General features: G+C 52.2%; 18 protein-coding genes. 10 read left to right on the top strand and 8 right to left on the bottom strand.

Annotated elements, in window-relative coordinates; translation table 11 throughout:
* Nucleotides 1-30: 30 nt before the first annotated feature.
* Nucleotides 31-477, top strand: a complete 447-nt coding sequence (locus FJ146_07845) for a hypothetical protein (protein MBM4251868.1) — start codon at nucleotides 31-33, stop codon at nucleotides 475-477.
* On the opposite strand, the gene FJ146_07840 is transcribed toward FJ146_07845, so the two are convergent.
* Nucleotides 474-3059: a hypothetical protein gene (locus FJ146_07840; protein ID MBM4251867.1), complete on the bottom strand. Its 2586-nt coding sequence runs from the start codon at nucleotides 3057-3059 to the stop codon at nucleotides 474-476. The genes FJ146_07845 and FJ146_07840 overlap by 4 nt on opposite strands.
* Before the next feature lie 129 nt (nucleotides 3060-3188).
* Between FJ146_07840 and FJ146_07835 the strand changes: the two genes are divergently transcribed.
* Nucleotides 3189-4430: an MFS transporter gene (locus FJ146_07835; GenBank protein MBM4251866.1), complete on the top strand. Its 1242-nt coding sequence runs from the start codon at nucleotides 3189-3191 to the stop codon at nucleotides 4428-4430.
* A 48-nt stretch (nucleotides 4431-4478) separates the two neighbouring features.
* Here the strand turns inward: FJ146_07835 and FJ146_07830 are convergent, their stop codons facing one another.
* Nucleotides 4479-5051, bottom strand: a complete 573-nt coding sequence (locus tag FJ146_07830; protein MBM4251865.1) for a DUF4142 domain-containing protein — start codon at nucleotides 5049-5051, stop codon at nucleotides 4479-4481.
* Between the two features lie 182 nt (nucleotides 5052-5233).
* On the opposite strand from FJ146_07830, the gene FJ146_07825 reads away from it, so the two are divergent.
* Nucleotides 5234-6142: an IS1 family transposase gene (locus FJ146_07825; GenBank protein MBM4251864.1), complete on the top strand. Its 909-nt coding sequence runs from the start codon at nucleotides 5234-5236 to the stop codon at nucleotides 6140-6142.
* 38 nt (nucleotides 6143-6180) lie between these two features.
* On the opposite strand, the gene FJ146_07820 is transcribed toward FJ146_07825, so the two are convergent.
* The gene (locus FJ146_07820; protein ID MBM4251863.1) at nucleotides 6181-7593 is read right to left on the bottom strand and encodes a sigma-54-dependent Fis family transcriptional regulator; all 1413 of its coding nucleotides are present in this window, start codon (nucleotides 7591-7593) and stop codon (nucleotides 6181-6183) included.
* 208 nt (nucleotides 7594-7801) lie between these two features.
* Between FJ146_07820 and FJ146_07815 the strand changes: the two genes are divergently transcribed.
* Entirely contained in the window at nucleotides 7802-8749 is a 948-nt protein-coding gene (locus FJ146_07815; protein ID MBM4251862.1) for a DMT family transporter, read from the top strand.
* A gap of 379 nt (nucleotides 8750-9128) precedes the next feature.
* Here the strand turns inward: FJ146_07815 and FJ146_07810 are convergent, their stop codons facing one another.
* Genes FJ146_07810 through FJ146_07800 form a run of 3 tightly spaced genes read right to left on the bottom strand, consistent with a single transcriptional unit; the run spans nucleotide 9129 to nucleotide 10694 of the window.
* Nucleotides 9129-9860, bottom strand: a complete 732-nt coding sequence (locus FJ146_07810; GenBank protein ID MBM4251861.1) for a glycoside hydrolase family 92 protein — start codon at nucleotides 9858-9860, stop codon at nucleotides 9129-9131.
* Nucleotides 9781-10104: a glycoside hydrolase family 92 protein gene (locus tag FJ146_07805; protein ID MBM4251860.1), complete on the bottom strand. Its 324-nt coding sequence runs from the start codon at nucleotides 10102-10104 to the stop codon at nucleotides 9781-9783. The genes FJ146_07810 and FJ146_07805 overlap by 80 nt, the downstream gene beginning before the upstream one ends.
* Before the next feature lie 50 nt (nucleotides 10105-10154).
* The gene (locus FJ146_07800; protein MBM4251859.1) at nucleotides 10155-10694 is read right to left on the bottom strand and encodes a hypothetical protein; all 540 of its coding nucleotides are present in this window, start codon (nucleotides 10692-10694) and stop codon (nucleotides 10155-10157) included.
* A gap of 156 nt (nucleotides 10695-10850) precedes the next feature.
* Between FJ146_07800 and FJ146_07795 the strand changes: the two genes are divergently transcribed.
* Entirely contained in the window at nucleotides 10851-13400 is a 2550-nt protein-coding gene (locus FJ146_07795) for a cation-translocating P-type ATPase (GenBank protein MBM4251858.1), read from the top strand.
* Here the strand turns inward: FJ146_07795 and ruvC are convergent.
* A complete protein-coding gene (gene ruvC, locus FJ146_07790; protein MBM4251857.1) occupies nucleotides 13397-13954 on the bottom strand; it encodes a crossover junction endodeoxyribonuclease RuvC in 558 nt (185 codons plus the stop codon). The genes FJ146_07795 and ruvC overlap by 4 nt on opposite strands.
* Nucleotides 13955-14054: 100 nt before the next feature.
* Between ruvC and hemB the strand changes: the two genes are divergently transcribed.
* The 3 genes from hemB to FJ146_07775 are packed head-to-tail and all read left to right on the top strand — an operon-like array spanning nucleotide 14055 to nucleotide 16307.
* The gene (hemB, locus tag FJ146_07785; GenBank protein MBM4251856.1) at nucleotides 14055-15068 is read left to right on the top strand and encodes a porphobilinogen synthase; all 1014 of its coding nucleotides are present in this window, start codon (nucleotides 14055-14057) and stop codon (nucleotides 15066-15068) included.
* Complete coding sequence (locus FJ146_07780; protein ID MBM4251855.1) at nucleotides 15065-15880, top strand: threonine/serine exporter family protein; 816 nt, start codon at nucleotides 15065-15067, stop codon at nucleotides 15878-15880. Before hemB ends, FJ146_07780 begins: the two co-directional genes overlap by 4 nt.
* Nucleotide 15881: 1 nt before the next feature.
* On the top strand, nucleotides 15882-16307 hold the full coding sequence (locus FJ146_07775; GenBank protein ID MBM4251854.1) for a threonine/serine exporter: 426 nt from the start codon (nucleotides 15882-15884) through the stop codon (nucleotides 16305-16307).
* A gap of 13 nt (nucleotides 16308-16320) precedes the next feature.
* On the opposite strand, the gene FJ146_07770 is transcribed toward FJ146_07775, so the two are convergent.
* Nucleotides 16321-16788, bottom strand: coding sequence for a tail fiber domain-containing protein (locus FJ146_07770; GenBank protein MBM4251853.1), 468 nt, complete (start codon nucleotides 16786-16788; stop codon nucleotides 16321-16323).
* Nucleotides 16789-17020: 232 nt separating this feature from the next.
* Between FJ146_07770 and FJ146_07765 the strand changes: the two genes are divergently transcribed.
* Together FJ146_07765 and FJ146_07760 are read left to right on the top strand one after the other, a co-directional pair.
* The gene (locus FJ146_07765) at nucleotides 17021-17335 is read left to right on the top strand and encodes a nucleotidyltransferase domain-containing protein (GenBank protein ID MBM4251852.1); all 315 of its coding nucleotides are present in this window, start codon (nucleotides 17021-17023) and stop codon (nucleotides 17333-17335) included.
* On the top strand, nucleotides 17325-17747 hold the full coding sequence (locus FJ146_07760) for a HEPN domain-containing protein (GenBank protein ID MBM4251851.1): 423 nt from the start codon (nucleotides 17325-17327) through the stop codon (nucleotides 17745-17747). The genes FJ146_07765 and FJ146_07760 overlap by 11 nt, the downstream gene beginning before the upstream one ends.
* Nucleotides 17748-17926: the final 179 nt, after the last annotated feature.

Below are 17926 nucleotides of genomic sequence, written 5' to 3'. Positions count from 1 at the left end.
TGTCAAAGTACGAAAATTCAAGCAAAGCCGATGGAATCTAGCGGACTAGTCACGACCGCCCCAAAGTGGTCGTTAGGTATTCAAGTTGGCAACTATAATGTGACAGGGTTTAGCGCTCAGTATCTGGGCGTCCTCGGTGGTAGCGTTGATCTAGCTTTCGCCCTGGGGCTCGGGAATTCTGACTTAGGTATCGCGGCTGATTACATCCGCTACCTTGGATTTGGCCTACACCCTATGTCCATCAGTCAGTATCAGTCTTATAATCAATTTCGGGATAAAATTTTGCCGTATGTTGGCGCAGGTATTCAGATCGATGATGGACTGGGTTTGCGTCTTCCCATGGGCATTCAATATGTATTGCCGCACCATCCAGTCACGTTGTGGGGTGGCATCGCCCTCTACCTCGGACCATTCATGGCAACGCGCGTCTTTGGCGCTGAGCTCTGGTTCAGCCTGGGTGCCAGGCTTCTTATTTAAGAGATGCTGGTCAGTTTCATAAGGCTGTTAGGGACCGGTATACGCGTCGAAGTTCCCATCTCTACTCTTAACTGAGAATAGCCATCCCCTAGCAGCCAAGTTTCCAGATCCCACATAATGGCCACGGGGGCTCGCATAGCCTGCAGAGAGGTCAGAGCCATATAGTGGTTGGGACAAATGAGCGTAGCGACGCGACACACAAAGGCCGCTAAACTGGCGACTGCGGTCTGATCATCAAGCGCCCGACTAAGAGCTGCCATATCCTGCCATGCCGTACGCTGCTCGGGAGTGAGATCTTTTAGCCAAGACGCTACTTTGGCTGACTGCCGACGCAAATCCTGCCGACTGGCGAGTCTCGGTATCAGATCCGCAATCTGACTATGCAGACGACTGAGGCGCCATCCCCAAGCGTTTATGCCGAGACGCTCTGCCACACGGGCAACTACTAGGCTCCAGGTGTTGGACGGCAAAACTTGCATGAACGATGGTAACGGCGTGCCGCCAAGCGCGCTTTCGAAACTAAAGCGATAGCGACGCTTAGGCACGGGTAACCACCCTAGTTTAGCAATACCACTATCGATACGAGCCTCAAGACTATCGTGTGGGGCCGCGGCAGATTTCGTCACACTTGCACCCTGATCTAGCATGACCAAAAGCTCGGGCAGAGCTGCTCCGACCGTCAAACACGCATTCACCAGGCGCACTACAGGGGGCGAAAAACCTGCCGTACAAACTTGAAGCTGAGGACGCGTCGGTGCAAAAAGGCCGTACTCAGCGCGTTTTTCGCCAGAAAACTCCCATGCGTGACGTACTGATGGTTGCAGCGCCTGACGTGCATGTAACACCGTAGCTGCCCGCCAGGCTAGATCGTGATCGCTACCAGTCAGTGCAAACTGCCAAACTCTATTGAGATCTCCATTCGTCAAATGAGACTGAGCAGCTCGTTTGAGCAAAATTGTCCGTGCTAAACCGAGATTCCGCATCGCCTCGGCAGCACCCTGCAAGGACCGCAGTACCTCGCATGGCGCATGTTCGCTCTCCTGAACGTAATCAACGATATCAGTCATGTTGAGCTGCTCGGAAGGTACGGCGATTCTTAGCTGCCGCAGCATCCGGTTCCGCTCGGTATCAAGCACATGGGTGGATTTAAGCACCGCATTGAAGGCAGCTCTGTGCAGCTCCTTCCATTGCAGAGGGAGGTGCTCAGCCGCATGTTGCCTGGCAAAAGTGATGAGAGAGAGAGAACGCCACAACTCCGACTCAGCACTGGCTCCTGTGGACACATAAAAGTGGAGCAAGGCCACACCCTGCCAAAACTTATCCAACGGCGAGAGCGGCACCATAGTAACGACACCATGCCACAGGGCTAAGTCCTGAGACGGCGCGACAAAGGTGAGCGCCTGCTTTCTAAAAAGGGCCATGAGATTCGGTAACAGACCACCTAGATCTCGATTATTAATCAGTATTTCTGACAGTTTTTGATAAACAGCCAATTCACGGGGCAACCAGCTTAGAGGATCAGCCAGCAACTCATTGAGAGCTGGACGACTGCGATCTTTGAACCCCCCGAGGCCCCTGGAATCTCGCAAGAACTTCTCGATGAGCGCGAGTCGCCCCTCGCCAGAAGCCTCGGCAAGCATCAGCTCTACGAGATGGCTACGGCCAGCTTTGTTCTTTTCAACGGTCGCCGTCAGCATGTGTCGCAGTGCTTCGTCCCTCTCCGGACTTTCAGCGCTGATTCCCTCGAGAATGGTGCCAGCCTCGGTCACATAACCAAGGTCCAGTGCTAATTGCCCAACCCGCAAAAGCAGAGCATCATGACCAAGACCAACGTGCTCCCCTATCGACTTCGCGGCCGCCACCAATTCGACGCGGAATCTCTGAAAATAGAGATAAGGTACGGTGGCATCCGCTGCAGTCGCCATACTGCGGAAGAGATACAGCCGCTCAGCAGGCTGTAAATAGACCTCGTCACGCTCGCGAAAAAGAATATTCACCAGAGCTTCACTGCCACCAGAATTCCATAATCTCATCACGAGATGGACTCTAAGAGTAGGGTGCAAGTGCCGGTAGAAATTCGAGGCCTGTTTTTTTGCCCAAATGAGCAAAGGTTCAATACGCTCGGCTGTGCCATGAATAAAGGCCAACTCAATCACGCGGGCCGCAGCGCTGTCACCCGGTTGGGCTCCGTAAAGCTTGATTGCCATTGGCTCCAAAGTATCCCAAGGGGCACCTTGATCTATGAGTTGTCGCAGTTTCATCTCTAGCTGAGCAACTCCAAGCTGCGCGGCTGGAACCGCTACAGCCTGAGTCGGGCATGGTTTCGCCGCGGCAATGACCTCGGCTTTGGTTTTTTGTTCACCGTTGCTGCCGACACTGTCAGCGAAGCCAAGCTGCTGACACAGCAGCTCCTGGAGTAACTTTTTGGTCGACTCACCGAGTTCACCATTAGCGGCACTGCGATAAAGCCGTGCTAAGCGCGCCGCATCCATGGCCACACCCCCTGAGGCCAGGCTATCTTCAGGCAGTGTTGCTTGGGTGCCTTCTTGAACCTGAGGCTTATCGCTTGAGCCAGGCCGCATAGAGCCTCCCCCACCGTTGGTTTTAATCCGGTTGTGACCAGTTGATTTTACCACAGTAGCTACCGCAAGTTGTGGCAGACTTGAGCAGTGAAAATTAAGGTCAACTCCTGTGCTACGAGTAAAACCATCATGGGTCAGAAATCATCAGCTCCTTTCGCCGCATTCAAACACCGCGATTTTACTTTTTTCCAAATAATGAAGTTTACCTCTACTATTGGCCAACAGATGCAATCAGTCGCGATAGGCTGGCAAGTGTATGCGATCACCGGTAGAGCGCTAGATCTTGGCTACGTCGGACTGGTTCAATTTTTACCAGCGCTACTTTTAACTCTAGTCACTGGACACACCGCGGACATTTTCGATCGCCGCCGTATACTCCTGGTCCAAAACACCATACTGATGCTTTGCGCTGCCACGCTGTACTATTTCAGCTCGTCAGGTATCTTGCAAACGTATGGCGTGATGCCAATATACGCTGTGCTAATCGTGCTTGGGACTGCTCGTGCGTTCGCGGGACCAGCCGCCAGCGCCTTGCTACCTAGCTTGGTACCGACGGAGCACTTTAGTAACGCAGTGGCGTGGAGCTCCACTACCTGGCAGGTCGCCACGATCATTGGACCCGCACTTGGCGGCTTAGTCTTCGGTCTTAAAAATGGGGCCTCTACGGTCTACGCCTCGTTTGGGTGCCTTATGATCGCTGCTCTGATCTGCAACTTCGCGGTTCGGCCACATCGCCTCAAGCCTGACACGGCCGCTGTCACTGGCCGCTGGCAGCGCCTGATGGCTGGCGTTCATTACGTTCGTAAGAATCAAATCCTGTTAGGCGCTATCTCGCTAGACCTTTTTGCGGTACTCTTGGGCGGGGCAGTGGCTCTGCTTCCAGTGTATGCCAAAGATATTCTGTTTGTTGGACCCATCGGTCTCGGTATATTGCGGAGCGCACCATCCATAGGTGCAGCTGCCATGGCAATTTATCTGGCATTTTGGCCACTGGAACGACGCGCTGGCAAATCGATGTTAGCCGGTGTTTTCGTATTCGGCCTGGCAACTTGTATCTTTGGTATCTCGACCAACTTCTACCTATCGCTAGCTATGCTAATACTCATTGGCGCCGCTGATCTTATCAGTGTTTATGTACGCCAAACCCTTGTTCAGCTCAGGACACCGGAAGCAATGCGAGGGCGTGTCAGCGCTGTCAATCAGGTGTTTATCGGGGCCTCTAATGAGCTAGGTGAATTTGAATCAGGAATCACGGCTAGTTGGTGGGGTACCGTGCCTGCAACAATCGTCGGAGGTATAGGCACCATCGCGGTGGTAATTTTATGGTCTAGGCTTTTTCCGAAACTCCGGGATGCTGACAGTCTCAAGTAAAAAAAAACGGAGCCCCTCAGAGCTCCGTCGTCAAATTGACATGGCTGATCAGTCTGTAAGCTCAGCGCTCAGCTGATTGGCCTGCTCTACGAATTGAAGCATGTCACTTTGCATCGATTGCAGATAGGCACGGATTGACTGATGTTGCGTCTCGGGGATCAATTTTTCTTGCAGAATTTTCGCAAGACGTTGCTCATACTTAGCGCTTTGTTTGAGGAATACTTGATCAAACTGCTCCGGTGAAGATAGATGCAGCGCCGCAAGATTACGAAGTCCTGCAATACGCCACAGGATACTCAGCGCAGTTTCTTCGGGCTTCACACCGGCTCGCTTAACAATAACGGCAAATTCCTCCGCCATGCGTTGATTTTCACGGAGCAGCTGGTTGGCATATTCAACCACCTGCTGGCTCCGCGCATGTCTCTGCGCATATTTGGCGTTGAAAATGATTTGATCCGTGGCGGCGGAAACCACCCGCGCAATTGTAGGATCATCTAACTTAACCGTAACTTCACTTTCTTCCTCAACAGCAGCAATAGAGGCATAACTCCCAATCATCGGGCTCGCAGTAGCAAACATCAAGGCTGCAACGATCGCGGAACGTTTTTTGAGCATGCTCATAACACCACTCCTTTGCGAAAAAGATGTTTCGTACTCTCCACAGCCTTTAAAACCGAATTTTTTAAACTGGTCCACTTAATTGTGGATATAAATTTTTCTCATGTCGCTGCACTAAAGATTCATGTCACTTCCCACGCATCTCAGCTTGAAGCATATTTCGCACTTAAATCTAGGGAGGAAATATGGATTCAAAAATCACAGTTTGCCCGCTTTGCCCAAAAGATGAACAGCACGTAGTCAAGCACGGTTTTTTTAAACGCAAGACTGGACACAAATTCCAAATCCGGAGATATCTTTGCAAGTCATGTAAATTGACATTCTCAGCACAAACTGGGTCATTAACATACCGAGAGCGCAAGCCGCATCTCACACAATTCGTGATGAGAGGCATGATGGAGGGAATGTCCCAACGAAGTTGCGCGCGACTTCTTGGCTGCAGACGTGCAACAATTGCAAAAAAAATCTGTCGACTCGGATCTCGCGCCGCGCTCCATCTTCAATCTCGTCGACCACCTGACATCGCAAGCGGCCGTGAAAACACGATAATTTTCGACGAAATGGAGACATTTGAACACACCAAGTGCAAACCAATTTCAATCGCAATTGCGGTCACTTCAACCACTAGAGAAATCCTATCTGTGGATGCTACAACGATGGCGGCTAGCGGCAGGCTGGCAAAAATCGCGCGAAAACGTTACGGCAAGCGCCATGATCATAGGCGACACTCGATGCGTAAAGTGCTCTCAGAAGTGGCCCGACTCTGCCCCACAGTAAAGACACTGAAATCCGATAAATGCACCCGATATCCGGTTATGGTTCGTGATATTTTCCGCGGCAAGGCGACCCACACCACCTATAAGGGACGTCGAGGTTGCGTTGTTGGGCAGGGTGAGCTTAAAAGGGGCGCGCGAGACCCGCTTTTTCCATTGAATCATACGTGCGCCATGTTTCGTGACCGAATTAAACGCCTTGCACGCAAAACATGGTGTACTACAAAAAAAATCGTCAACCTGCAGCATTTACTGAATCTGTACGCCTGGTGGCACAATAATCTCGTAAAAAAAACTCCAAGGCCATTCCATATGGATTAATCTTGGAGTTCTTTAAAACAACAATTAAGTGGGCCAGTTTAAGCGAACTGCTTGGGATCGATCCCATACTTCTCAAGTTTTCGCAGTAGGGTCACCTTCGTCATCTGTGTATGCTCAGCAGTCTGGTTTATTTTACCGTTGAATGCTTTGAGAGCTCGCACGATAAACTCTCGTTCGAATCGTTCTTTGAGTTGCGGATAGTTCAGTTGTGAACCGCCATGATTCCCCTCGTTGAAGTCGACTTCGGGTGCTGCCGATACCGCACCGTCTGGACGAGTCTTAACAAGATCTTGTAGATGATCGGGTAGAGCGTCCAAGCGAATAACATCAGAGTTCTCGATGATGAACGCATGCTCCACGACGTTCTCCAGTTCTCTAATGTTGCCCGGCCACTGATAGAGTCTCATGCTGGCTAGCGCTTTCGGGTCGAACCCCCTTATGGAGCGTCCGTGCAGCTTATTAAACTTTTGAATCATAAAACCGCCCAAGGGAGCGATATCCTCACGACGGTCCCGTAGTGAGGGCAACCTGATGGGCATGACGTTTAGCCGGTAAAATAGATCCGCCCTGAAAGCTCCCGTTTCGATCATTTTTTCGAGCGGGGCATTTGTCGCAGCAACCACTCTGATATCAGCTTTGATGTCTTGGTTGGAACCCACGGGAGTGAACATCCGTTCCTGCAAAACGCGAAGCAGCTTCACTTGCATTTGCTGGGAGATATCACCTATTTCATCAAGGAAAATCGTGCCACCCTCGGCAAACTGGAACTTACCGATCTTACGCCGATCGGCCCCCGTAAAGGCGCCCTTTTCATGCCCGAATAATTCGCTCTCGATCAAGTTTTCGGGGATCGCCGCACAATTTACAGCAACAAAAGGCCCTTTCATCCGTTGCGAATTAAAATGGATAGCCCTAGCAACTAATTCTTTCCCTGTCCCACTTTCGCCACGAACCAGCACCGAAGTCTCAACCTTGGCCAATCGGTGAATGATTTCGAACACCTTCTGGATCTGGGTAGAGCTCCCGATGATCTTGCGCCCCTTATCAAACTCAAGCTGCGGAGCCGAAAAGCGCAGCTGCTCCACGAGGGCGTTGGCGGCCATGGCAGCATCCATGACCTTTAAGAGTCGATCACTGTCGACTGGCTTTTCCAGATAGTCGTAAGCGCCATGCTTGATAGCGGTCACGGCATCTTGAATATTTGAGTATGCCGTCATGATTAAACAAAAACTCGTGGGGCTTAACTCACGAATTTTACAAAGAGCATCTAGTCCCGACATCCGGGGCATGTTCACATCGAGGATGACGGCATCGAACGGCCCGGCGGTGGTCACTTTGTGCACGGCCTCTACGCCGTCCTCAGCTTCCTCTACGTGATACGACCGTTCCTCTAGTGCCGCGCGGACAATCAACCGTAGTGTTTCGTCATCGTCTACCACTAAAACCCGCATGCCATCTCTCCTGCCATACTGGATATCTGAACGCAAGTACCCAGAATTGCGCACTAATTTTTCGGGGGCACTGGTCCCAACCACATTTATAAGAAACCTGGGGATAAGTTATTTTTATGTAGATTTCAATATCATTTTTTAAATATTATTATAAAAAGGTCACTAGTTATGTGACCGTGATTCAAGCGCCTACGGAGATCGCTACTGCATGTCAACTTTTGCTCAGGTACAGCCAGCATTTCGCGGACTTGGCGAGGTTGCCTCCATTGCAGCTGCCCTCATTTGGTCGGTATCAATCACGATGTATGCCAAATACGGCAAACATGTTGACAGCCTATTACTAAACGTCAATAAAAACGTTGTAGCTGGCGTTTGTTTAGTTCTGACTGCTTTGTTTTTTCAAATTCCGATCCCGAGTTCCACTAGTCAGCTACCCATCCTCGGACTTTCTGGCGTCATCGGCATTGCCATGGGGGATACCCTATTCTTTTTCGGCCTGATGCATATAGGCGCCAACTTGGTCTCGGCGTTGCAGTGCCTCGCTCCGTTGATTGCCTCCGTTTTAGCTTTGATATTTCTCGGCGAAAACATGACTCAATTAGAGCTTGTCGGCATGATTGTCACAGTCGTCGCCGTCACGGGTGTGGTCCTGTTCCACAAAGTTAATCGCGCCAGTGATAACGTTAACAGTCGTAAGGATTACATTCTCGGAATCGTTTACTCCCTGGCGTCTGCGGTCTGTCACGGCATCGGTATTGTGATGTCAAGACAAGCCTTACAGGAGATTGATATTGTCTACGGCACGGTAGCCAGGATCGCACCTGCGGTGATTGCACTTGCCATTTGGCAACACCGCACTAAGCCAAAAACAGAATCACAGGTAGCCATTTGGGCTACGAAGAAACAGGGACTGCTGCTTACTGCTGCGGCATTTCTTGGCACCTACCTTGGTCTCATCTTGATGTCACTCAGCACAAAATATACCAAGGCCGGTGTAGGCACAGCTCTTTCATCAACCTATCCTATTTGGGTGATCCCAGTAGCACGACTTATGACCAAGGAGCGCAGTAGTTTGATATCGATCGTCTGTACTGTGTTTGCTGTGGTTGGCATCATCATCATGGTGCTTGGTGGTCAGCATGTTGGTTTCGAGTAAATCACTCATGAAGCGCCTGCGGGATATACAGAATCTCGCGTCATGCGCCACCAACGGACCATGTCGGTTTGCCTTTATGAGCTGGGATTAAATTTTGCATAGTGTCGAACTCTGAACCGTGGTGATTGGTTCATCACGCGTCTCAACTTGAAAGGAGTTCGTCATGTTGAAGAAACTTTTTTTAGCCGTACTGATGCTTACTTCTTGGTCTATGACTGCTCTGGCCCACCATCATGATAACTGGGGTGGCAATTACTGGGGTGACTGCCGTTACTACAACCGAGATGGAATCACTTGTAATCAAGTGGGCTACTTCGAGGGGCAAGTCGGATCACCTTGGGGCTTTGATGCCGGCCAGTTTCGCTGCATCAATGGCTGTCTACAGTATGTCGGCAGCGGAAGTGGTTATGCCTCCAACGCCTGTTATGCGCTGAACCGCGATGGTATCACTTGCGCGCAGGTCGGGTTCTACGAGGGACAAATTGGGACACCTTGGGGACATCGCAACGGTTACTTCCGTTGTACCGGTGGTTGTCTCCAGTTTGTCGGCAATTGAGCTTACTAAAAAATCCCGAGCCCCAATTTGCCGGCTCGGGATTCTTATTTGGACGCGGAACTTTAAAATGCTGCCGGGGGCAACGTAGTCAGGGCAGATTTTCAAGGCTGCCGCCGTATCAAAACTGGTGCCTCCGAACGCATGGATGTTGGCAACGATGAGAGCCCCCGGATCGCCAACCATCACGCCTGTCTCGCCATTGGCCTGAGACCACTTTGGCAAGGCACCGCACTCATTAGCAGCGACCACCAACGATTGCGCCATGTCACTTGCCTCTTTTGGCCAGAGCCATGCGAGTAGCTGTACCTGAGTCCGGTAAATATCCCAGCCCGAATAATTAGCGTACTGCGTGTAACCAGAAGCTGTGTGGAACTGATTGTCAAAACCAAGATACTCACCGTCAACGTCACTGTAGACGCTTGGATGTAAAAGCGAGTGATATAGCGCCGTGTAGTATTTGGTCAGGGCCGCCTTGTCACCAGTTGGGACAGCAATTTTGCCAAAGGTACTGATCCCAAGTTGTCTGCGCCGCAGTGCGTACACTGTCGAAATCATAGCCAGAATTTTCCGTCCTCAGATTCTGAGCGGCATTTGCCACGCTGACAAAGGAAATACCGACCCGCATATGCACTTGGTCGCTATCACCCTGGGCACAGCTTAAGAGATAGCTCCGCTTGGAGGTTTCTTGCAGCGTAAATAGGTGGTCGAATTCGGCGACGAAGTAGAGCGTGTATTTGTTGTTGGTATTGCAGAAGTTGCCGCTTGCTACGAATCCAGAAATACTGCTGGGTCCGGTCATTTGCACGGAGGCGTCACGGACCCCGGCGGCAGAATTCCAAGGCTCAAGGACTAGGTTACGGGCGATTTCATGTTTGGGATACGTGAAGCGTGCGAGACACTGCGGGTCGTGGCAGTGAGTTCCGTATGTACCCCATTATCCAAGAGAACGCCGTAATAGCCGGCTTCAGCTCGTTCCGTCGCATGGGAGAATCCAATTTTAGTCTGCACATTGCCGGAGCCCACAGTGGGCATCATGGGTAGATCACCAAAATTGCGGCAACCCGCACCACTGAAATGAGTCAGACTGAATCCTGTAATCTCGCTATCTTTGTAGCCGTAGCCGGACGGTTCTCCGTTAGGCGTGTCGGGACTGAATTGCACCATACCAAAAGGTACCGTGGCGCCTGGGAATACACTACCGCCGGTACCACCTGGCACTGGATTGGGCGCGTTACTCGGCCCTGTGCCTATCAACGGATCGACATACTGATGAAAGTTTTCCGGCGTTGATGCAGCATCCGAAGCACTGCCAATGCTTCCAAGGGATAGGGTCAAGGCTAGGCCGACACTACTTCTGAATCCTGTCAGTCTTGGGGGTGTTAAGACCATGTGTAAGCATCCTCATCACTAGCAGAGCCGCTGATTCATGCTACCAAAAACCGTATACAATACTTTCGATGCTCGGTAACTAATGAATGCAAACTTGCGCCATAGGACTCCATCGTGAACTCTAAAGACCCACGCAGCACCGAGTTAAGCCCAGCGGTGCTCGACCTAAGCGGATTCATTGGCCTCACCGAAAGCGAGGCCAATCAGCGACTCCTGCAAGAAGGCGCCAATGAATTACCCTCGCAGGATCAGCGGACGGTGCTGCGTATATGTTTGGATGTGGCGCGCGAGCCAATGTTTCTCATGTTGGTGAGTGCTGGGATTCTCTATCTCCTCATGGGTGAGCCCACTGACGCATTAATGTTGCTCGGCTTCGTCATCGTCGTGATGTTGATCACCATTGTTCAGGAGCGACGCACTGAGAACGCCCTCGAAGCGCTGCGCGACATGGCAAGTCCACGTGCACTAGTAATCCGGGGCGGCAATGAGCGCCGTATTGCTGGTCGCGAAGTAGCCCGTGGGGATATCGTAATCCTCAGAGAAGGTGACCGTGTCCCTGCAGACGGTATTTTGCGTCGCAGCATCAGTCTATCTGTAGATGAGTCACTACTAACCGGAGAATCGGTACCTGTGCGCAAACGCGCGTCGCCGATAAATTCTGCGATGACACTCCCGGGTGGGGACGACTTACCCTCAGTTTACTCGGGTACACTTATCACTGCCGGCCAGGGGATTTGTGAAGTGATGGCTACGGGCCAGCACTCGCAATTAGGAAAGATTGGCAAATCGCTACAACAGTTGGAGCCAGAGGATACGCCGCTGCAGAAGGAGACAGGTCGTCTCGTTAGGTTTTTCGCCGTTGCCGGCTTATGTGCATGTTCGGTGGTTGTGGTGACCTATGCGCTGACTAGGGGCGCCACCTGGCAGTCTTGGAAGGAAGGACTGCTCGCAGGTATCGCTATGGCCATGGCGATTTTGCCGGAAGAGTTTCCAGTGGTTTTGACCGTCTTTCTCGCCTTAGGGGCCTGGCGGATCTCGCGCAGCGGCGTCTTAACGCGTCGGATGCCCGCCGTTGAAACATTGGGGGCAGCAACTGTACTCTGTGTCGATAAGACCGGTACATTAACGCTAAACAACATGACGTTGCGACGCCTCTGGACGCAGGAGTTAGATTGCGACCTCACCTCTATGATTGGGGAATTACCGGAGCCCGTTCATAACTTGCTCGAATACGCAATTTTGGCTAGTCAGCGCGATCCCTTCGATCCCATGGAAAGAGCGCTCGTTGTTGCTGGAGACCACCACCTTAAAGATACGGAGCATCTGCACCCAGACTGGGCTCTCAAGCGCGAGTATGAACTGACCCCAGCCATGCTAGCTATGAGTCATATTTGGCTGAGTGGTGACGATGACATTGCCATAGTCGCTAGTAAGGGAGCTCCCGAGGCTATCGCTGATTTATGCCATCTGCCAGAGCCAGCTAGGCTGCGACTACAGCGCGATGTCGAGCGGCTCGCCGCTTCGGGTTTACGCGTCTTGGCAGTCGCACAGGGCACTGCTCATAAAGCCGCGTTAACCGATGAGCAACATGATCTCAAACTGGATCTTGTTGGTCTCCTGGGCTTCGAGGATCCCTTGCGCCCCGAAGTACCGCAGGCTGTAGCAGAGTGCCAAGGTGCTGGTATTCGCGTTGTCATGATCACTGGTGATTACCCGACCACAGCGCAGAGTATTGCAAGGGAAGCTGGAATTTTGCGCAGCGCTCACGTCATGACCGGGACGCAGCTTGATCAGATGTCTGATGCCGAACTCGCGCAGCGGATAACTGACATCGATGTTTTTGCGCGCGTTGTTCCAGAACAGAAATTGCGTTTAGTGACTGCGCTCAAGGCTAATGGAGAGGTTGTCGCTATGACTGGCGACGGTGTCAACGACGCTCCCGCGTTAAAGGCGGCCCATATCGGTGTGGCGATGGGAGGTCGTGGCACTGATGTGGCGCGAGAGGCTGCTGCCTTGGTGTTGGTTCACGATGATTTTTCGTCTATCGTCGCCGCTGTCCGCCTCGGACGACGCATCTATGACAATATCAAGAAGGCGATGATTTTCGTCATAGCCGTTCATATCCCAATTATCGGTTTATCAATGCTACCGGTATTTTTTGCCGCGTGGCCGTTGATTTTGCTACCGGTCCATATTGTGTTCCTTGAACTCATCATCGATCCATCCTGCTCACTTATTTTTGAGGCTGAAGAGAGCGAGGGTGATTTGATGCGACGACCACCGCGGCGACCAACCGATCGCCTCTTTTCAAGACGCACGCTGATCGCAGCTGTGGGCCAGGGTTTTGCCATCCTAGCCATGTGTCTAGCTGTGTTTTTCTACACACGCCAACACCACAGTCCCGATGCCGCGCGCGCTTTGACATTTGTGACCCTAGTGGCTGGCTTTCTCACCACCATCACTGCCAACCGCTCCTGGTCTAGGTCGCTCGTCGCCACCGTTATGGCCCCCAATGCAGCCTTTCGCTGGGTCATCGGGGGTACAGGATTGCTCATGACGGGTATGCTCATGCTCCCGGTCGCGCGCCAGATTCTCCACTTTGAGGCGGTTTATATACCTGATATTATTGCATGTTTGGCGGTGGGTGGCGGCGGCGTCCTCGTGGCGGCCTTGGGCTTTCGACGGGTACTCCGCCCAAGGGCCTAGCGCCTCAGCGTAGGCAGACGCGGTCGTGTCATCGCCCGACCTGACATACCGTCCAGACTGGTCAGGGCCGACTTGAGCCCATGGCAAAGGCTGATAGCCAGGGCATCGGTAGCATCGTGAGGCAGACTGCCGCGGTTAAAGCCGAGCAGGGCATGGAGAGCAAGAGCGATCGCCTCTTTATCCGCGCGGCCGTTACCGGCAATCGTCTTCTTAACATCGGCGGGGGTGAGCTCAGCCACAGGAACCTCGCTGCGCGCACAGGCTGCAATATAAGCACCGCGGAGTTCGCCGAGCTTGAGTGCTGAGTTGACATTTTTGTCGAAAAAAGCCTTCTCAATCACACAAACATCGGGGCGATGCTCCATCAGGAGTTCACACAGGGCAATGTGCAAAAGCCCTATCCGCTGCGCATAAGGTAGAGCCGCATCAGCACGTAGCACCCCAGCCTCAACCACGGAAAAGTCCCGCGGCACAAGCGGCAGCGGCTTCTTGGACCGAAGCAGAGCAAAGCCTGTCGTCCGCGAGCCGGGATCGATGCCGAGGATGAGGCGCATAGGCTTGGTCACCTAAAACTAACGGTGGTGGATACGTCTTTGTTATTGAAACACATTTGGTAGTATACAGTCACATATATTGAGATGCTTGGAGGGCTTCATGCAACCGTTTGGCCGCTATCCACTCCGTCGCCCACGCCGGTTACGCCTTGACGATTTTACCCGCCGCCTCACGCGGGAGACGCACCTTAGCACGGACGATCTGATCTATCCTGTATTTATTGTCGATCGGGCCAAGGGTGATGAGGCGGTTGCGTCTCTGCCAGGGATCAGCAGGCTCGGCTTTGAGAGCCTCTTTCATACTGCCGAGCACTGTCAGCGCCTGGGTATTCCCGCGATTGCATTGTTCCCGGTGATCGACACCACACTCAAGAACACGACGGCCGCCGAGGCTTACAATCCTAACGGCCTGGTGCCTCGTGCCGTTCGTGAGTTAAAGACGCGGTTCCCGTCGCTAGGCGTGATCACCGACGTAGCGCTCGACCCTTACACGAGTCACGGTCAAGACGGCTTACTGGACGACAGTGGTTATGTGACCAACGATGCCACCGTCGAGGTCCTCTCGCGGCAGGCTGTTTGTCACGCCGAGGCTGGAGCCGATATTGTTGCCCCGAGCGATATGATGGACGGGCGTATCGGCGCGATTAGACAGGCTCTCGATGAAGGCCAGTACATTCACACACGGATCCTCGCCTACTCCGCTAAATACGCGTCGAGCTTTTACGGTCCATTTCGCGACGCAGTAGGATCCAAGGGTAATTTAGGTGGTGGGCATAAGCACACGTATCAAATGGACATCTGTAACAGCGACGAGGCCCTGCAAGAGATCGCTCTCGATCTCAGCGAAGGTGCTGATATGGTCATGATCAAACCGGGAATGCCCTACCTCGACATCGTACGCCGGACCAAGGAGACATTCAAAGTCCCGACCTTTGTTTACCAGGTCAGTGGCGAGTACGCGATGATCAAGGCTGCTGCGGCTAACGGTTGGCTCGACGAGCAAGCGGTCGCCATGGAGTCTTTGACCTGCATCAAACGTGCGGGCGCCAACGGCATTCTCACGTATTTTGCTATGGCTGCGGCCGAGTGGCTCAAAGCAGCTCAAGCCGGATGACTAGTCTCAACCCAATAGCGCTAGATGCTGATGGTCCTAAAAAACCATCGTTGGACGAGTTCGTCGCCTTCTTGCGACGCATCAGCAGTCTCCTCATACAAAGTGGGTGTTCGTCGAACCGCGTTGAACTACTAGCACAACTACTCGGCGAATCGTGCGGCTTCGAGGTCGAAACCGTGGCCGTACCTACTGCCGTTTGGATCACCGTGAGGCATGAGGGCCGCACCTTGCAGGACCTCACGCGCGTTCGTAAATGGTCGATCGATCTTGATCGGCTTGCTAGGCTGAACGAGCTGGTTGAATCCATACACGAGCGGCAGCTTAGTATCGCCGATGCTAACACTAGGCTAAAAGCTGAAGACCACGCCGCTCCACCTTACGGCAAGGGTTTGACACTGCTGGCCGGCGCTATCTCTAGCCCTGTTCTGATCATGAGCTACGGTGGATCACCGATTGAAATTGCCCTAGGCGCTCCTATCGGAGTAATGATTCAGTATATAAACAAATATACTTTTTCGTCCGACACACGCCGCTATTTGGTGGATTTCATATCCGCAGTGGTCGTGGCGACTTATGCCTATACATGCCGTGCACTCATCCCAGATATCGATGCGCCACTACTCATTATTGGCGGTATTGTGGTTGTCGTTCCTGGGCTGACACTCGTCAACGCTGTGCATGAAGTCGCTCAGAAAAATCTAGTCTCGGGCGCAGCCAAGCTGCTGGAGGCCCTAGTGATCACTGCCAGTCTGGGTTTCGGCGTTGCCTTTGTCTTGGCTGTGCTACAAATCCTAGTTAGCCGAGGATACTAACGTGGAACACACTGGCACGATGATCTTAGCGGCTATACTTGGTGCGGCGGCATTTGCTATCGCCTTTAGGACACCGCGCCGCTATTTTGGGCTAACCGTACTGATTGGCGCTTGCCCATTTATCCTGCTAAAGCTGATGCCGCACGACTGGAACGTAGGCTTTGGCTCGTTCCTCGCCGCTCTGAGTGCTGGTTGCTTAAGTCATCTAGCAGCACGGTTTACTAAAGCTCCGGCGCAGTGCTTTCTCATACCAGGGGTCATTTTGCTGGTACCAGGCACCTATATTTACCGCGCGTTCAATGCCGCTTTAGGCCGCCGCTTCGACGATGCGCTGACCATTGGGCTCAGCGCCATTGCCATCACGGTCGGCGTCAGTTTTGGCGTACTGTTGGCTAACTGGGTTGTGCCGTCACGTAAGACGTTGTGATCTCTCATATGGATTACGGAGTCGCACAAACATTTGCTTCGGGATATTGGCGACAGACTAGGTTTTTTAACTCTTTGATCGTAGCCTCGTTGCTTACCGCACGTGCATTAGCTGAGACCGCGTCGTCTTGCGCTTTTTTAAGTGAGGCCTTGAGTGCAGTGACTTGCGACTCTTTCTCTGCATGCTCTTCCTTGATCGCCTCAATCAGTACAGCGACGAGGTTAGAGTACGACACCGCTTTCATGCCCTCTTTATCCTCCGCAACTACCTCGGGGATCACCTTCTCCACTTCCTGCGCAATAAGACCTAGTTGAAGGGCATCACCCTTGGCCGGATCCTTCCAGTAATAATTCACGCCACGCAGGGAAAGCACATCATTAAGAGCATGAGGTGTCGTGATGATATCTCGTTTTAATCGCTCGTCCGAGCCTTGGCCATACGAATTGGACGTCCAAGTATATCCCCAAGCTGTCACATACATGACGTTGGTGGAAAGACCGTGCCTAAGGACCAGGGGATAGTAGCCAGTATCGCCGGTATTAGCTGAGGTGTAGTAAATGCCGTAAGCACCATTGCTGGCACCACCGAATTCCTGGTGTACATGTAGCTTTGTACTTGGAGCGGTTGTGCCAATACCGACGTTGCTGATTTTTGCAGTCCTTGATAGAGTCTGTCATGTTATCGGTTTCGATTAGTATGGGGTAAATCAATTTATGGCATCCCTACAATCAGTACAAATTATCGTTGCTCAAATCGTGTCCCTCGTTAATCCAACGCGAATTATTTTGTTTGGCTCGTCGGCGCGTGGCACGACTGGTCCAGATAGCGATCTAGACATTTTGGTTGTGATGCCGGACGGCACACATCGGAGAAAGACCGCCCAATTGCTCTACAAATCCGTGCGACGCAATGGAATACCTTTAGACTTTGTCGTTGCGACTGAGGATGACTTAATCCGTCATAAAGATGATTTTTGGACAGTTATTTGTCCCGCGTTGCAAGAGGGTAAAGTGCTTTATGCCGCCTAATCAACGCTCAATTATCGCCGCTAAACAATGGTTAAGTCGAGCTCGCGGCAGCTATGCACGTGCGTGTCAGTCGAAACCAGCAGAGGGCTTTTGGGAGGATTTGTGCTTTGATGCTCAGCAAGCGGCTGAAAAATCAATCAAAGCTGTGATGATATTACTAGGTCTTAAATTTCCCTACACTCACGATATTGGTAAGCTTTTCGAACAACTTACCGTAGCCGGTGTCACTATCTCGCCTGATATCGAATCTGCAGCCGCTCTCACTGAGTATGCGGTAGAAACACGTTACCCAGGTTGGGGTGAGCCAGTTACCGAAGATGAGTATAAGGAGGCCCTAACTTTAGCTTGTGCGGTTCTTGATTGGGCAACTAAACAAATCACATCAACAGAACCGCCACTGGTTGGGACCTAGTTCCACTGCACTTCCATTGAGTCACCGACGCGACACCAAAGAAGCTAATCAGTGGTACCTGTGCCTTTAGTTGGTGCTGTGGTCGCAGGAACTCCGGTCAATGCTTCAGCGTTTTTCCATTTAGTGTTCAATGTTGTTCAGAGGGCTGAAGCAGGCCTAGGTGGCAGACGCGATAAAAG

It is taken from the genome of Deltaproteobacteria bacterium (assembly GCA_016874735.1).
GTDB lineage: Bacteria > Bdellovibrionota_B > Oligoflexia > Oligoflexales > CAIYRB01 > CAIYRB01.
This window is presented reverse-complemented; position numbering and strand designations above follow the sequence as displayed.

Bases quoted from the DNA above. Each gene is read 5' to 3' on its own strand.
- FJ146_07845 (MBM4251868.1), top strand. From the start codon at position 31: ATGGAATCTAGCGGACTAGTCACGACCGCCCCAAAGTGGTCGTTAGGT.
- FJ146_07840 (MBM4251867.1), bottom strand. From the start codon at position 3,059: ATGCGGCCTGGCTCAAGCGATAAGCCTCAGGTTCAAGAAGGCACCCAA.
- FJ146_07835 (MBM4251866.1), top strand. From the start codon at position 3,189: ATGGGTCAGAAATCATCAGCTCCTTTCGCCGCATTCAAACACCGCGAT.
- FJ146_07830 (MBM4251865.1), bottom strand. From the start codon at position 5,051: ATGAGCATGCTCAAAAAACGTTCCGCGATCGTTGCAGCCTTGATGTTT.
- FJ146_07825 (MBM4251864.1), top strand. From the start codon at position 5,234: ATGGATTCAAAAATCACAGTTTGCCCGCTTTGCCCAAAAGATGAACAG.
- FJ146_07820 (MBM4251863.1), bottom strand. From the start codon at position 7,593: ATGCGGGTTTTAGTGGTAGACGATGACGAAACACTACGGTTGATTGTC.
- FJ146_07815 (MBM4251862.1), top strand. From the start codon at position 7,802: ATGTCAACTTTTGCTCAGGTACAGCCAGCATTTCGCGGACTTGGCGAG.
- FJ146_07810 (MBM4251861.1), bottom strand. From the start codon at position 9,860: ATGATTTCGACAGTGTACGCACTGCGGCGCAGACAACTTGGGATCAGT.
- FJ146_07805 (MBM4251860.1), bottom strand. From the start codon at position 10,104: ATGACCGGACCCAGCAGTATTTCTGGATTCGTAGCAAGCGGCAACTTC.
- FJ146_07800 (MBM4251859.1), bottom strand. From the start codon at position 10,694: ATGGTCTTAACACCCCCAAGACTGACAGGATTCAGAAGTAGTGTCGGC.
- ruvC (MBM4251857.1), bottom strand. From the start codon at position 13,954: ATGCGCCTCATCCTCGGCATCGATCCCGGCTCGCGGACGACAGGCTTT.
- hemB (MBM4251856.1), top strand. From the start codon at position 14,055: ATGCAACCGTTTGGCCGCTATCCACTCCGTCGCCCACGCCGGTTACGC.
- FJ146_07780 (MBM4251855.1), top strand. From the start codon at position 15,065: ATGACTAGTCTCAACCCAATAGCGCTAGATGCTGATGGTCCTAAAAAA.
- FJ146_07770 (MBM4251853.1), bottom strand. From the start codon at position 16,788: ATGTATGTGACAGCTTGGGGATATACTTGGACGTCCAATTCGTATGGC.
- FJ146_07765 (MBM4251852.1), top strand. From the start codon at position 17,021: ATGGCATCCCTACAATCAGTACAAATTATCGTTGCTCAAATCGTGTCC.
- FJ146_07760 (MBM4251851.1), top strand. From the start codon at position 17,325: ATGCCGCCTAATCAACGCTCAATTATCGCCGCTAAACAATGGTTAAGT.